Origin of the sequence: Janthinobacterium salmonicoloratum, from assembly GCF_051380845.1 — a bacterium.
GTDB classification, from domain to species: Bacteria; Pseudomonadota; Gammaproteobacteria; order Burkholderiales; family Burkholderiaceae_D; genus Janthinobacterium; species Janthinobacterium lividum_F.
This window is the reverse complement of sequence record NZ_JBNYXV010000002.1, coordinates 478,577-492,698: the sequence shown is the minus strand read 5'-3', so window position 1 is coordinate 492,698 and position 14,122 is coordinate 478,577. Positions and strand designations below refer to the sequence as shown.

Annotated in this window: 12 protein-coding genes; 8 read left to right on the top strand and 4 right to left on the bottom strand. The window is 61.5% G+C overall.

All coding sequences use genetic code 11. From position 1 onward, the window contains the following. Positions 1-125: 125 nt before the first annotated feature. From ACQ4WY_RS15420 to ACQ4WY_RS15385, 8 genes are all read left to right on the top strand, one after another. Positions 126-1,676: an alpha-N-arabinofuranosidase gene (locus ACQ4WY_RS15420; RefSeq protein WP_436504807.1), complete on the top strand. Its 1,551-nt coding sequence runs from the start codon at positions 126-128 to the stop codon at positions 1,674-1,676. 70 nt (positions 1,677-1,746) lie between these two features. After that, the gene (locus tag ACQ4WY_RS15415; protein ID WP_436504806.1) at positions 1,747-2,781 is read left to right on the top strand and encodes an arabinan endo-1,5-alpha-L-arabinosidase; all 1,035 of its coding nucleotides are present in this window, start codon (positions 1,747-1,749) and stop codon (positions 2,779-2,781) included. A gap of 159 nt (positions 2,782-2,940) precedes the next feature. After that, positions 2,941-3,915, top strand: coding sequence for an ABC transporter substrate-binding protein (locus ACQ4WY_RS15410; RefSeq protein WP_071079903.1), 975 nt, complete (start codon positions 2,941-2,943; stop codon positions 3,913-3,915). Positions 3,916-3,924: 9 nt separating this feature from the next. Beyond that, a complete protein-coding gene (locus tag ACQ4WY_RS15405; protein ID WP_436504805.1) occupies positions 3,925-5,478 on the top strand; it encodes a sugar ABC transporter ATP-binding protein in 1,554 nt (517 codons plus the stop codon). Next, entirely contained in the window at positions 5,475-6,557 is a 1,083-nt protein-coding gene (locus tag ACQ4WY_RS15400; protein ID WP_436504804.1) for an ABC transporter permease, read from the top strand. Before ACQ4WY_RS15405 ends, ACQ4WY_RS15400 begins: the two co-directional genes overlap by 4 nt. Next, a complete protein-coding gene (gene yjfF / locus ACQ4WY_RS15395) occupies positions 6,554-7,528 on the top strand; it encodes a galactofuranose ABC transporter, permease protein YjfF (RefSeq protein WP_353659288.1) in 975 nt (324 codons plus the stop codon). Before ACQ4WY_RS15400 ends, yjfF begins: the two co-directional genes overlap by 4 nt. A gap of 4 nt (positions 7,529-7,532) precedes the next feature. Then, on the top strand, positions 7,533-8,510 hold the full coding sequence (locus ACQ4WY_RS15390; RefSeq protein WP_436504803.1) for a glycoside hydrolase family 43 protein: 978 nt from the start codon (positions 7,533-7,535) through the stop codon (positions 8,508-8,510). A gap of 91 nt (positions 8,511-8,601) precedes the next feature. Next, the gene (locus tag ACQ4WY_RS15385; protein ID WP_034752932.1) at positions 8,602-9,543 is read left to right on the top strand and encodes a LysR family transcriptional regulator; all 942 of its coding nucleotides are present in this window, start codon (positions 8,602-8,604) and stop codon (positions 9,541-9,543) included. Here ACQ4WY_RS15385 and ACQ4WY_RS15380 read toward each other — a convergent pair. The 4 genes from ACQ4WY_RS15380 to ACQ4WY_RS15365 form a co-directional block, all read right to left on the bottom strand. After that, the gene (locus tag ACQ4WY_RS15380) at positions 9,540-10,805 is read right to left on the bottom strand and encodes a DUF6445 family protein (protein ID WP_436504802.1); all 1,266 of its coding nucleotides are present in this window, start codon (positions 10,803-10,805) and stop codon (positions 9,540-9,542) included. The genes ACQ4WY_RS15385 and ACQ4WY_RS15380 overlap by 4 nt on opposite strands. A 52-nt stretch (positions 10,806-10,857) precedes the next feature. Beyond that, a complete protein-coding gene (locus tag ACQ4WY_RS15375) occupies positions 10,858-11,589 on the bottom strand; it encodes a hypothetical protein (protein ID WP_436504801.1) in 732 nt (243 codons plus the stop codon). A 35-nt stretch (positions 11,590-11,624) separates the two neighbouring features. Continuing rightward, positions 11,625-12,449 (bottom strand): hypothetical protein, encoded by an 825-nt coding sequence (locus tag ACQ4WY_RS15370; RefSeq protein ID WP_436504800.1) that lies wholly within the window; start codon positions 12,447-12,449, stop codon positions 11,625-11,627. 75 nt (positions 12,450-12,524) lie between these two features. Then, positions 12,525-13,940 carry a caspase family protein gene (locus ACQ4WY_RS15365; RefSeq protein WP_436504799.1) on the bottom strand — a complete coding sequence of 472 codons (1,416 nt, stop codon included), beginning with the start codon at positions 13,938-13,940 and terminating at the stop codon, positions 12,525-12,527. Positions 13,941-14,122: the final 182 nt, after the last annotated feature.

Sequence of the window (14,122 nt, the reverse complement as noted above, 5' to 3'; positions counted from 1 at the left end):
ACCGGCAACTCCGATCTTGAAACACCCCTCTTGCCGCCCCAACCCCGCGGCAGGAGAGGCTACGCCATTCCAGATTGCCGGGAGTAATCCCGGCCCTTGCTTTTCACTAAAAAACAGGAGACAGCATGAAATTCATCAACACCCGCATCGTGGCCTTCAGCCTGGCCATGGCCGCCGGCAGCGCCTTTGCCGCGCCCGTCAATGTCACCATCGACGTGGCCAAGCCAGGTTCCGTGATCAATAAAAACATTTACGGCCAGTTCGCCGAGCACCTGGGCACGGGTATTTACGAAGGCATGTGGGTGGGACCGGAATCGCCGATTCCCAACACCAAGGGCTGGCGCAATGACGTGCTGGGCGCGCTGAAACAGTTGCACGTGCCCCTGGTCCGCTGGCCGGGCGGCTGCTTTGCCGATGAATATCACTGGAAGGACGGCATCGGCGCGCGCGAGAAGCGCCCGACCAAAGTCAACACCAACTGGGGTGGCGTGGAAGAGTCGAACGCCGTCGGCACGCATGAATTCTTCGACCTGGCGGAATTGCTGGGCGCACAGACCTATATCAACGGCAACCTCGGTTCCGGCACGCCGCAGGAAATGTCCGAGTGGCTCGAATACATGACCTCGGACAGCAAGTCGACCCTGGCCGAGCTGCGCCGCAAGAATGGCCGCGCCCAGCCGTATAAAGTCGATTACTTTGGTATCGGCAACGAAGCCTGGGGTTGCGGCGGCAATATGCGCCCGCAATACTACGCCGACCTGTACAAGCACTATCACACCTTCATGAAGACGCCGGAAAGCGCGCGTCCGAAATTTATCGCCAGCGGCGGCAATGACGATGACACCAGCTGGTCCAGCACGCTGAGCCGCGAAATCAAGCCGAACATGATGGATGCCATCAGTTTCCACTACTACACGGTGCCGACCGGCGTCTGGGAAAAAAAGGGCGCCGCCACGGGCTTTGGCGAAAATGAATGGATTTCCACCTTGAGCCGCACCCTGCGCATCGATAGCTTGATCAAAAACAATATCGCCGCCATCGACAAGAACGATCCCTCCAAAAAGACGGGCCTGTACGTCGATGAATGGGGTACCTGGTACGACGTCGAGCCGGGCACCAACACGGGTTTCCTGTTCCAGCAAAACAGCTTGCGCGATGCGCTCGTCGCCGCCCTGAACTTCAATATTTTCCACGCCCATGCAGACCGCGTGCGCATGACGAATATCGCGCAAATGGTCAACGTGCTGCAAGCGATGATCATCACGGACAAGGATAAATATTTCCTTACGCCCACATATCACGCGTTTGAAATGTACGTGCCGTTCCAGGATGCCACGACCCTGCCGGTCGCCATCCAGGGCAATGGCAAGTACAGCCTGGGCAAGGTCAGCATTCCTGAAGTGAGCGCCTCGGCCGCGCGCGCCAAGGATGGCAAGGTGTATTTGTCGCTGGTGAATACGAACCCGCACAAGGCCGTTGACGTGAGCGTGGCGCTGGCAGGTCAAAAAGTGACAGCCGTGAATGGTCGCGTGCTGACCGCAGGCAAGATGGACGCCGTCAACAGCTTTGCGCAACCGCAAGCCGTGCAGCCGGTGGCGTTCAATGCCAAGGCGCAAGGCGGCAAGCTGACCGTGTCTATCCCGGCCAAGGCCGTCGTGGTGGTGGCTGTCGAATAAGCTTTGCGCCACTTGTCATTCATCCGGCCGGCCCGCATGATGGGCCGGCCTGTTCATATCGGAGAAGACGATGCACTTGTTGACACGCGGCGCTGCCGCCATCCTGAGCACCCTGGCGATCCTGGCTGCCGCGCACGCGGCCCAGGTCAGCGTGCACGACCCCGTGATGGCCAGGGAAGGCGACACGTATTATCTGTACAGCACAGGCCCCGGCATCACCTTCTACAGTTCAAAAAACATGGTCGACTGGCAGCCGGAAGGGCGCGTCTTCGCGGGCCAGCCCACGTGGGCCAAGACGGCCGCGCCATCGTTTGACGACCACATCTGGGCGCCTGACGTGCAGTTTCATGACGGAAAATATTACTTGTACTACTCGGTGTCCGGCTTCGGCAAGAACACGTCCGGCATCGGCGTGACCGTCAACACCACGCTCAATCCCCGCTCGCCCGACTACCGCTGGGTCGACCAGGGCATGCTGCTGCAATCCGTGCCCGAGCGCGACGAGTGGAACGCCATCGATTCGAACATCATCACCGATGCCGCCGGCACGCCGTGGATGTCGTTCGGTTCCTTCTGGAACGGCATCAAGCTGGTGAAATTGACGCCCGACTGGACCCGTATTGCGGAACCTCAAGAGTGGCATTCCCTGGCGCGTCGCGTGCCCCTGCCGCCACGCGCGGGTGAATTCAAGCCCGCGCCCGAGGAAATCGAAGCGCCGTTCATCTTCCAGCGGGGCAAGGATTACTTCCTCTTCGTCTCCTGGGGGCTGTGCTGCCAGAAGGAGAAAAGCACCTATCACCTGGCCGTGGGACGGTCCAATAGCGTGACGGGTCCGTATCTGGACAAGAACGGACGCGACATGGCGCAGGGCGGCGGCACGGTGGTGCTGCAGGGCGACAAGGACTGGAAAGGCCTGGGCCACAACAGTGCCTATACGTTCGATGGCAAGGATTACCTGGTGCTGCACGCCTACGAGACGGCGGACAATTATTTGCAGAAGCTCAAGATCCTGCCCATGACGTGGGACAAGGATGGCTGGCCGCAGGTCGATCCGCGCGACTTGAACCGCTATCAAAGCCGCCAATTGCCGGCTGCCAAACGGTAAGGGGTCAGCAGATGTGTGCCAGGTGATACGCAAATCGGTATCGCAAGCGAAAAAGAATTGATTGGATGGCTATGTTGCTTTCTCCTACCATGGGTTCATAAAAAACCGCCCATCCGGCATCCGGCTGTGATGGTATTCCAAAAAAAACTGGAGACAAGAATGACATTGACACGCCGCACACTCCTCGCCAGCGCCATGCTGTTGGCCTTTTCCGCCACCACCTTCGCTACCTCGTCCGCCTTCGCCGCCAAGCCCCTCGTCATGGGCTTTTCGCAGGTAGGCGCCGAAAGCGAATGGCGCACCGCCAATACCGTCTCCATCAAGGATGCCGCCAAGAAAGATGGCGTTACCCTGAAATTTGCCGATGCGCAGCAAAAGCAGGAAAACCAGGTCAAGGCCCTGCGCTCGTTCATCGCGCAAAAAGTCGACGTGATCGCTTTCTCGCCCGTCGTCGAATCGGGCTGGGATACCGTCTTGCGCGAAGCCAAGGCTGCCAAGATTCCCGTCATCTTGACGGACCGTGCCGTCAACGTGGCCGACAAATCGCTGTACGTGACCTTCATCGGTTCCGACTTCGTGGAAGAAGGCCGCCGCGCGGGCCAATGGCTGCTCGAGCACGCCAAGAAAACCCCGGATGCGACCCTCAACATCGTCGAACTGCAGGGCACGGTGGGTTCCGCTCCGGCCATCGACCGCAAGGAAGGCTTCCAAGAAGTCATCGGCAAGAATCCCAAGCTGAAGATCATCCGTTCGCAAACGGGTGACTTTACGCGCGCCAAGGGCAAGGAAGTGATGGAAGCGTTTCTGAAGGCCGAAGGCAAGAAAATCAACGTGCTGTACGCGCACAATGACGACATGGCCATCGGCGCCATCCAGGCCATCGAAGAAGCGGGCATGAAGCCGGGCAAGGACATCATCATCATCTCGATCGATGGCGTCAAAGGCGCATTCGAGGCCATGATCGCCGGCAAGCTGAACGTCACCGTCGAGTGCAGCCCGCTGCTGGGCCCGCAACTGATGTCCATTGCCCGCGATGTGGTGGCCGGCAAGCCCGTGCCAGCGCGCATCACGACGGTGGAAGGCGTGTTCCCTGCCGAGGTGGCCGCCAAGGAATTCCCGAACCGTAAGTACTAAGCTTGCCGCATGATGAAGACGCAAGCGCATCACAACGCCGCGCCAGCTCCCTTGCTGGAGTTGCGCGGCATCAGCAAGTCCTTTCCCGGCGTCAAAGCCCTCAGCGATGTTGCCCTGCGCCTGTATCCGGGCGAAGTGCACACCCTGATGGGACAGAACGGCGCCGGGAAATCGACCCTGATCAAGGTGCTGACGGGCGTCTACACGCCCGACAGCGGCCAGATCCTGCTCGATGGCAAGCCTATCGCACCCGCGTCCACCTCGGATGCGCAGTTGCTCGGCATCAGCACGGTGTACCAGGAAGTCAATCTGTGCCCGAACCTGTCGGTGGCGGAGAACATCTTTATCGGGCGCTATCCACGCCGCTTCGGCGCGCGTTTTGGTCCCATAGACTGGCGTTCCATGCAGCAACAGGCGCGTGCCTTGCTGCAGCAATTACAGATCGATATCGATGTCACGGCGCAATTGTCCAGCTTTCCCCTGGCCATTCAGCAAATGGTGGCCATTTCGCGCGCGCTGAACATTTCGGCCCGCGTGCTGATCCTCGACGAACCCACGTCCAGCCTGGACGAGGCGGAAGTCAATCTGCTGTTTTCCGTGCTGCGCCGCCTGCGCGAGCAGGGCATGGCGATCCTGTTCGTCACCCATTTTCTCGACCAGACCTACGCCATTTCCGACCGCATCACGGTCATGCGCAACGGTGAGCGCGAAGGGGAGTATGCGTGCAGCGAGCTGTCGCGCCTGGCGCTGGTGAATAAAATGATCGGCGTGGCGGCCGACACGCAGGAGCAAGCGCTGGATCTGGCGCAAGAAGCGGGCGCTGCCAGCTTTGGCCACACCGTGCTCGAAGCGCAGGGACTGGGCCGCAAGGGCGCCTTGCTGCCCATGGATTTTCACATCCGCCAGGGCGAATTGCTGGGCCTGGCTGGCTTGCTCGGTTCGGGCCGCACGGAATTGGCGCGCTTGCTGTTTGGCGCCGACAAGGCCGATTCTGGCAGCATCACCATGCAAGGCAAGCCGCGCCACTTCCACGTGCCGCGCGATGCGATTGCCCAGGATATCGGCTTTTGCTCGGAAGACCGCAAGCATGAGGGGGCGATCCTGTCGCTGTCCGTGCGCGAAAACATTATTTTGGCCTTGCAGGCCCGCACGGGCTTGCTGCGTGCCATCCCGTTCAAACGCCAGCAGGCGCTGGCCGACGAGTACGTCAAGGCGCTCGGTATCAAGACGGCCAGCATCGAGACGCCCATCGGCAGCCTGTCGGGCGGCAATCAGCAAAAAGCACTGCTGGCCCGCTGGCTGGTGACGTCGCCGGCCATGTTGATTTTAGATGAGCCGACGCGCGGCATCGACGTGCGCGCCAAGCAGGAAATCATGAGCTATGTGGCCAAACTGTGCCGCAAGGGTATGGCGATTCTGTTCATCTCGTCCGAACTGCCGGAAGTGCTGCGTTGCAGCGACCGTATTGTCGTCATGCGTGACCGCAAGGCGTGTGGCGACTATGCGCGCGGCGAGCTCGACGACAGCTCCGTGCTGCAAGTAATCGCCGGAGACGCCACATGAGTTTATCCACGCCATCGCACGCGCCACTGGCGCGTCCGGCTTCCACTACGGGTACGTCCGCCTTGCATACCGTTTTACACCATCCCCTGAGCCGTCCCCTGGCCGCGCTGTTCCTGCTGTTGCTGGTCGACTTCTTTGCCATTCCCGGCTTTTTCCATCTGGAAATCCGTGATGGTCATTTGTACGGCAGCGTGATCGACATCGTCAACCGCGCCGCGCCGCTGATGCTGGCAGCCTTGGGCATGACCCTGGTGATTGCCACGCGCGGCATCGACATTTCCGTGGGCGCTGTCGTGGCCCTGTCCGGCACCGTGGCCGCCATGCTGATCGGCGGCACTATGGTGATGGAGAATGGCGTGCCGACCTACGTGAGCAACATCCCCATGGGCTGGGCCCTGGCGGCGGCCTTGGGCGCGGCCCTGCTGTGCGGGGCCTGGAATGGCGTGCTGGTGGCGGGACTGGGCTTGCAGCCCATCGTCGCGACCTTGATCTTGATGGTGGCGGGGCGCGGCCTGGCGCAATTGCTGACGGATGGGCAGATCGTCACCGTCTACTATCAACCGTACTTCTTCATCGGCAGCGGCTACCTGTTCGGCTTGCCGTTTTCCCTGTTCCTCGTGGCGGCCGTGTTTATCATTACCGCCGTGCTGATGCGCAAGACGGCGCTGGGCCTGTTCATCCAGGCCGTCGGCATCAACCCCGTCGCCGCGCGTCTGGCCGGCATCAAGACGGCGACCCTGATCTTTTTCGTCTACGTGTTTTGCGCCGCCTGCGCTGGCCTGTCGGGGTTGATGATCAGCTCGAACATCAAGAGCGCCGACGCGAACAACGCGGGCCTGATGCTGGAACTGGATGCCATCCTGGCCGTGACCCTGGGCGGGACGTCCCTGGCCGGCGGCAAGTTCAGCCTCGTGGGCAGCATGATAGGCGCCCTCATCATCCAGACCCTGACCTATACGATCTATTCGCTGGGCGTGCCGCCGGAAGTGAACATGGTCGTCAAGTCGGTCGTCGTCTTCCTCGTCTGCCTGTCGCAATCGTCGGAATTCAAGCAATTGCTGCATCGGAGAAAAGCATGAAGGGCCTGCTGCACACCCCTTATTTCACCTCGCTCGTCACGGTCTTGCTGCTGGTGGTGATGCTGGGCCTGGGCGGCGCCGCCTATCCGGGCCTGCTATCGACGCAAGTGATCTTTAACCTGTTGATCGATAACGCCTTTTTGCTGGTCATCGCCGTCGGCATGACCTTCGTGATTGTTTCCGGTGGCATCGATCTGTCCGTCGGTTCCGTGCTGGCCCTGTCAACCATGATCGCCGCCTGGCTGCTCAACGTGGCGCACTGGCCGCCGCTGCTGGTGATCGTCACCGTGCTGGCGCTGGGCACCGTATTTGGCGCCAGCATGGGCGCGCTGATCCATTATTTCAAATTGCAGCCGTTCATCGTCACCCTGGCGGGCATGTTCTTGGCGCGGGGACTGTGCTATTTGATCAGCATCAATTCCATCACCATCGCCGACCCGCTGTTCGTGGCCATGTCGCAGACCCAGTTGCAATTCCTTGGTGGCTTTGTCTCGCCGGGCGTGGTGATCGCCGTGATCACTTTGCTGCTGGCCATCTGGCTGGCGCATGCCACGCCGTTCGGCCGCGCCGTCTATGCGATCGGTGGCAACGAGCAGTCGGCCCTGATGATGGGTTTGCCCGTGGGGCGTACCAAGGTGCTGATCTATGCCTTCAGCGGTTTCTGCGCGTCTTTGGGCGGCGTGCTGTTTTCGTTCTACATGCTGTCCGGCTATGGCTTGCATGCGCAAGGCACGGAGCTGGATGCGATTGCCGCCGTCGTCATCGGCGGCACCCTGCTCAGCGGCGGCTACGGCTATGTGGCGGGCGCCCTGTCCGGCGTGCTGGTGCTGGGCACCATCCAGACCCTGATCGCCTTCGACGGCACGCTCAGCTCGTGGTGGACCAAGATCGTCATCGGCGGCCTGCTGTTTGTCTTTTGCGTCGTGCAAAGACTGATGGCCATGGGCCAGAAAAATACCAACGGGAGTTAAAAGCATGTTTCACAAGAATAAACTTGCCGCAGCCATCGGCATGGCGGCGGCGGCGCTCGCCTGCGCCTCATTCGGCGCGCAGGCGGCCAACCCCATCGTGAAAAATATCTACACGGGCGACCCCGCTGCGCTGGTCGACAATGGCAGGGTCTACCTGTACGTGGGCCACGATGAAGCGAGCGCCACGGATACGGATTACCGCATGAATGAATGGCGCGTGTATTCCTCGTGCGACATGGCGAACTGGACGGATCACGGCTCGCCCGTGCGCTTTTCCACCTTCGCGTGGGCCGGCAAGGATGCCTGGGCCGGTGACATCGTCAAGCGCGGCAATAAATATTATTTCTATTCGACCGTCGACCATAAAACCATCGCCGGCAAGGCCATCGGCGTGGCCGTGTCCGACAGCCCTACCGGACCGTTCGTCGACGCGCGCGGCAGCGCCCTGATCACGAACGACATGACGAAGCAGACGGCGATTCCGTGGGACGACATCGACCCGGCTGTTTTCATCGACACGGATGGCCAGGCCTATATTTACTGGGGCAATACGGTCTTGAAATACGCCAAACTGAAAGCCAACATGACGGAGCTCGACGGCCCGATTCTGACTTTCGGCATGGATGCGTTCACGGAAGCGGCCTATATGCACAAGCATGCGGGCACGTATTACCTGTCGTACTCGCGCAACTTCCCGGAAGAAACGGCGTATTCGACAGGGCCGACGCCGACGGGACCGTGGCATTTCCGCGGCACCATCATGGACAAGAATGCCGTGGTGAAAACCATCCACCAGGCCATCATCGAATTCAACGGCAAGTCCTACATCTTCTATCACAACGACAAGTTGCCCGGTGGCGGCGAATACCGGCGTTCCGTGGCCGTGGAAGAGCTGAAGTACAAGCCCGATGGCACGATCGAATTCATCCAGCAGACGGCTGGCCCGGCGGCCAATCCGAGTGCCGCCTGCAAGGCGTCCTGAGCCATTTCACCCAGTACAAAAAGGAGACACACCGATATCTATAATATCGATATTGAGTCAACACCGATATCGATCATGATATGATTTATTCATGGATACCCTCAACCCCAACTGGTTCTTGCGAGCCCGCCTGAAGACGCGGCAATTGCTGCTGCTGATCGCCCTGGATGAGCAGCGCAACATTCACCGCGCGGCGGAAGAATTGCACATGACGCAGCCGGCCGCGTCCAAGCAAATCAAGGACCTGGAAGAGATGCTGGACGTGCGCCTGTTCGACAGGTTGCCGCGCGGCATGGAGCCGACCATCTATGGCGAGACGATGATACGCCACGCGCGCATGGCCTTGACGAGCCTGTCGCTGGCGCATGACGACATCGTCGCCCTGAAGTCGGGCTTGACGGGCCAGGTGGAAGTGGGCGTCATCATGACGCCGGCCATGGCCTTGCTGCCGCGCGCGATTGCCCGCATCAAGCAGCAGGCGCCGCTGATGCGCATCGGCGTGCACCTGGAGCACAGCAACACCCTGATGGACATGCTGCAGCATGGCACCCTGGACTTCATGATCGGGCGCATCCTGGAAAAGGAAAGCAGCGCTGGCCTCATCTACGAGGAATTGACGGAAGAGCCGGCCAGCGCCGTGGCGCGCAATGGCCATCCGCTGCTGTCGCGCAAGAATCTGCAACTGAAAGACTTGGCGGGTCAGCCGTGGATCTTGCCGCCGCAAGGCAGCATCCTGCGCCACCGCTTCGACATGATGTTCCGCCGCGCCGGCCAGGAACCGCCCGTCGACGTGGTCGACACCACCGCCTTGCTCTTGATTACGTCCTTGCTGCAGCAGACGGATTCGCTGCACGTGATGCCGACGGAAGTGGCGCATTACTACGAATCGTTGAACGTGCTGAGCATCTTGCCCATCGAGCTGCCGTGCAAGATGGATGCGTTCGGGATTATTCGCCAGCAGGATCATTTGCTGTCGCCGGGCGCGGATATGCTGCTCAAAGCCGTGCGGGCGACGGCTGCGGATATGTATTAGTCCGGCACTTCAAAGAAAAATAGCTGTACCAATCGGCCATTTTCCGGCGTGTCGCCAAACACATTGCTGATCGAGTGAAAGTAGTGGCCCTTGTACACGATCAATCGGTTGTGGCGCATCGGCACTTCCAGCAGCGCTTGCCAACTGTCGCGCTGTTCCTGCAAGTCATTGAATTTCTGCACTTTACTGTTCGGCAGCCAGCGTTTCTGGAAATCCTTGAAGCTGGCGTAGCCGCCCGCTTTTACGTCCGCTTCTGGCAAGCGACGGTACCAGCCGCTGGGCTGGTGGCGCCAGAAGGTGGTGCCGCCCTGGCACTGTTCGGGCGGGTTCAGATACAGCACGCCCGCATAGAAATTGAAATTGTTGCCCGTTTCGTTATCCACGTGGATATCCGTGCGCGCCATCGCGTCCGCATAGCTGAGGCGGTAGGAACCATTGTCGGGCGAGATAAAACGGATGGGGCGGCCCAGCGCCGTGGCGATGCGCTCCATGATGTCTTGACTGGGCTGGCCCGCCGTCTGGCTGCCCGGGTAGTTCTGCCCGGCATAGCGCTGCTGCTCGAACGGTAAAGCCAGCGCCTGCGCGCGCCAGGCGGCCGGGTCGGGCAGGAAATCGTCGAGGATGTGCAGGTCGGTTTCGCGCAGGAAGTCGTGCAAGCTCGCCGCTACGTCGGGCGTGCTCAGCCGTTCCGTGTTTTCAGTGCTGGGACTGGCAAAGCCGATGCGGCACGTTTGCGCCAGTGCCGGATGCAACGCCAGGGCCTGCGCGTAGCTTGCCAGCGCCAGATCTTGCTGTCCCGTGCGGTAATACAGCTCGGCCAGGCCCTGCAGGGTTTGCCAGCGCTGCGGGCGCAGGGTGTGGGCCCGTTCCAGCTCGGCGATGGTGTCGGCCAGACGCTGTTTTCCCAGCAGCAATTCGGCATGGCTGATGGCGAAATCGTGCTCGTGCGGCGCCAGCCGCGCCGCCGTAGCGTAGCTGGCCAGCGCCGCTTCGCTGTCCGTGCCGCGCAGCACGTTGCCCAGGTTGTAGTGGAACAGGGCGTTCTCCGGTTGCTGCTTGAGCGACAGTTTCAGCAAGCCCAGGCCGATGGCGCCCTGGCCCAGCTCCAGCATCGCCAGTCCCTGGAAATGCTGTGCTTCGGCCAGGGCCGGGTTCAGTTTATAGGCGGCCTGGTAGGCGTTGATCGCCTCGATCAGCTTGCCTTGCTGCTGCAGTTGCTGGCCCTTCGCCAGATGTTGTTCCGCCTGTGTTGGTTCGCCCATGTCGCTATCCCGATGCAATGTGGCGAACAGTGTAACGCAAAGGCCCCGGTGCTTACAGCGCTTGCTGCACAGGAATTTCTTCCCCGTTCAGCTTGATCGCCACCTTGACGATCTGCGCCTTGACCTGCTTGCTGGCCATGTCCGCTTCCTGGGCGTAGGCATACACGACGATGGCGAAATCCTTGTAGCCGCTACGCGCCGCCTCGATCTTGCGCGCCGCCTCCTGGTCTACCTTCAGCAGCGAGTAACCGTCGCCATTCGTGAACGCCAGCTTGTAGTCGCCATTGTCGTACATGTAGTAATACGTGCCCGCTTCGGCGAACTTGGCGGGGAAGGCGGCCTTGTCCATGGCGTATGGCGACAGCGCGCCCTGGCCATTGATCTGGTAGCGCAGGTAGCGTTTGGTTTTCGCTTCGCTGACCCTGGCGTCGATCTGCGGTTTCAAGGCGTCGAGCACTTCCTGCTTGCGGAAGGCGTCGTTGCTGCCCGCATATTCGCGCGAGATGCGTTGCGCCACGGCCGCGTAATCGGGCGGCACGCCGGACAGGGCGATGTAGCTGTACATCAACTGGTTGCCGCTAGTGATGTCGACATAGCTGGACGTTGGCGTGGCAGCGTCCGCTTGCGGCAGGCTGGCGGAAGCCGCCTTTACTTGCGCCTTGGCAGCCATGTCGGCGACATTCGCGGCGACGGGGGCCGAGGCGGCAGGTGTGGTGTTATCCGTCTTGCCGCAGGCGGACAGGAGCAGGGCGATGGCGAGCAGGGCGGGGAAAGTGCGGTTCATGTTATTTCCTTCAGTATGGGTGTGTAAGAGGTGACTTAGCCGACGGTTTTGCGTTTGTATTCGCCAACACCGTAAGCGGCCAGGACAATGCTGGCGGCCAGCACCAGGTAAAAACCGATACCGAACGACAAGCCTTGCCACACTTGCCCCAGCATTTCGCTGGCCATCTGCTCGGCCATGCGGGCCGCGCGGCTGCCCATGATGCCGCCCATGGCGTTGCCCGCATCGCTGACGGCGCCCTTGATCTTGATGAACAGCAAGCTGCTGTGGATGACGACGAACAGCAGCGGCGCGCACTTGCCCAGCGCCGCTTTCGGGTGGCTGCTGGCCATGGTGGCGCAGCAGCCGGCAATGGCCAGCAGGAAGAAGAATTGTGCGGAGGTAAAACCGCCGCCGCCATCGCGGGCAAAGCTTTCCAGGCTGTCGGCGGACAGGCCCAGCAGCTGCCAATAGGTGCGCGAGACGGAGGCGAACAGGCGGATGCCGATGGTGTTGAAGACAAAGGCGCCGGCGATCAAGACGCCAAGGCTGGCCAGCACCTTGATGCCCAGCGCCGAGACTGCCTGGCCCCACAGCTGCTGGCCCTTGTCGCGCGCCAGTTTCGCCGCGCCGGCCATCTCTTCCTGCGCCAGTTGCTGCGTCGCCACGGCACTGACGGTGGTGAGGCTGCCAGCGTCATCGAAGCGCACGTCGACGACGGCGTTGATGGCGGGCGCCACGTCCGAGCGCCAATGGGTACTGACGTCGAAGGCATGTTGAATGCCGGCCACGCTGACGGAACCTTGTCCGCTCGGTTGGTAGGCGAGGATGCGGCCCCGTTGGCCGGTGGTAATGGTTGCTGCCGTGCTCGATGCTTGCATGGGATTTCCCTGGTCACTGTCATGCTGTATTGCATGTACCCCCGGATAACGGGGGCAGTTCAGGGAAATCTAAAATTATTTTGAATTATTTTTTTGCGGCTGCATCAAGTCCTTGGCAGCGCCCTGGTAATCCTTCATCAAGCCCATGAAGGCGTCCTGCAAATGCCGTGCCGCGTCTTGCGGCGGCGCGCCCGTGCGCCGGGCCAGGTCGAATTTATACGCATGGGCGGCCGTGTAGCCTGCCTGCGAGGCGGCGTCCAGCAGCACGCCGGCCCGTTTTAATGAGGCGGGGTCGCCCTTGACCATCAGCAGTTCCGCCAGATAGGTCTGGGCGATGGGAAAGTCTTTCGCGGCCGCCTTTTCCAGCCACTGCATGCCCGTTTTCGGCTGCTTGATACCGGCATCGCCGCCGCCGATGCCATAGCCGAGGGCCGTCAGCGCCACCAGGTCGCCACTGCGCGCGCGCTTTTCCAGCTGCTGGCGGGGAAACGGCCGTGCCGCGATCTGCATGCGGATTTCATAGTTGATGTCTTGCAGCACGTTGCCGGGCCACACTTTCGCTCCCGGGGCGGCGGCGGGCGGCGTCGCTGGCGCTGGCGCCGGACTTGGCGCCGGGACGGGGGCACGCATGCCGTTGTTGCCCGATGCCAGTACGCCCGGCGCCGGCTGGCTGACGCCCTTGCCGCTGCCCATGTTCAGCACCAGCCGCGCCGACGTTTCGCCAAACGATACGCGGGGCTTTTGCACATCGTGCGTCATGGCGGCCACTCTTGCCGCCACTTGCGAAAACACGTCGCCCATGGGCAAGCCCGGGGCGTCCAGCGCGTCGAGCAGGGCGCTCGTGTAGGGGCTGTTGCGCGAATCGCGCGACCAGAAATCGCGCGCCAGGGCGCCGGGACCGGCCGAATAGGCGATCACCACGCCGCGTGGCGCTTGCGTATCGGCAAAGCCGTGGCTGGCCGCATTGCCGCCGCCGGGAACCACCACGGCGCCACCGCGCGTATATTCCTGGCGGCAAGCGTCGAGGATCAGCACGGCGCCGCGCGCGCCCGTGCGCTGCAAATCGCCCGCCAGGCTGGAAACGGACACGCCCTGTGCGGCAATCGCGGCGGCGCTCAGCGCATGCATGTTGGCGCCCAGCGGCAACACATAATTGGCTTCGCCCGCCTGCGCGCCGTGGCCCGCGTAAAACACGAGGGCGATATCGGCGCCGCGCGCCTGCGTGGAAAACTCGGCCGACGCCTTTTGCAACTGCGCCGCATTGATGTCCGTGCGCAGCAGTACTTCAAATCCCAGGCGGCGCAGGCGCTCGGCCATGGCGCGCGCATCGTTAACGGGATTCAATAAGGGCTGCGGATACGCCGCATTGCCGATCACCAGGGCGATGCGCTTGCCGGGAGCCGCTTGCACAGGCGCTGGCATGGCAGCGTGCGCTACGTTGCTGCCCAGCAAAAAGAACAGGCTCAAAAACAGGGGAATCAGGCGTTGCATCGGGGTCTCGGGAATTGTCGTGAAAGTAACAAAAGTTAGCGGTTTTTACTGTGATATGAGAAAATTGCCTAAATGCATTTTACCTTACTGACAAGTTTTTCTTGTCTGGCCAGCGTATTGCTTGTTTGCCGGTGCGCGTCGCCGCCGGCCAGTGGCGCGTGCCGCCCAACACACGATCGGAC

What these genes read in the sequence shown, in the direction of transcription:
- ACQ4WY_RS15420 (WP_436504807.1), top strand. Translation starts at nt 126, where the DNA reads ATGAAATTCATCAACACCCGCATCGTGGCCTTCAGCCTGGCCATGGCC.
- ACQ4WY_RS15415 (WP_436504806.1), top strand. Translation starts at nt 1,747, where the DNA reads ATGCACTTGTTGACACGCGGCGCTGCCGCCATCCTGAGCACCCTGGCG.
- ACQ4WY_RS15410 (WP_071079903.1), top strand. Translation starts at nt 2,941, where the DNA reads ATGACATTGACACGCCGCACACTCCTCGCCAGCGCCATGCTGTTGGCC.
- ACQ4WY_RS15405 (WP_436504805.1), top strand. Translation starts at nt 3,925, where the DNA reads ATGATGAAGACGCAAGCGCATCACAACGCCGCGCCAGCTCCCTTGCTG.
- ACQ4WY_RS15400 (WP_436504804.1), top strand. Translation starts at nt 5,475, where the DNA reads ATGAGTTTATCCACGCCATCGCACGCGCCACTGGCGCGTCCGGCTTCC.
- yjfF (WP_353659288.1), top strand. Translation starts at nt 6,554, where the DNA reads ATGAAGGGCCTGCTGCACACCCCTTATTTCACCTCGCTCGTCACGGTC.
- ACQ4WY_RS15390 (WP_436504803.1), top strand. Translation starts at nt 7,533, where the DNA reads ATGTTTCACAAGAATAAACTTGCCGCAGCCATCGGCATGGCGGCGGCG.
- ACQ4WY_RS15385 (WP_034752932.1), top strand. Translation starts at nt 8,602, where the DNA reads ATGGATACCCTCAACCCCAACTGGTTCTTGCGAGCCCGCCTGAAGACG.
- ACQ4WY_RS15380 (WP_436504802.1), bottom strand. Translation starts at nt 10,805, where the DNA reads ATGGGCGAACCAACACAGGCGGAACAACATCTGGCGAAGGGCCAGCAA.
- ACQ4WY_RS15375 (WP_436504801.1), bottom strand. Translation starts at nt 11,589, where the DNA reads ATGAACCGCACTTTCCCCGCCCTGCTCGCCATCGCCCTGCTCCTGTCC.
- ACQ4WY_RS15370 (WP_436504800.1), bottom strand. Translation starts at nt 12,449, where the DNA reads ATGCAAGCATCGAGCACGGCAGCAACCATTACCACCGGCCAACGGGGC.
- ACQ4WY_RS15365 (WP_436504799.1), bottom strand. Translation starts at nt 13,940, where the DNA reads ATGCAACGCCTGATTCCCCTGTTTTTGAGCCTGTTCTTTTTGCTGGGC.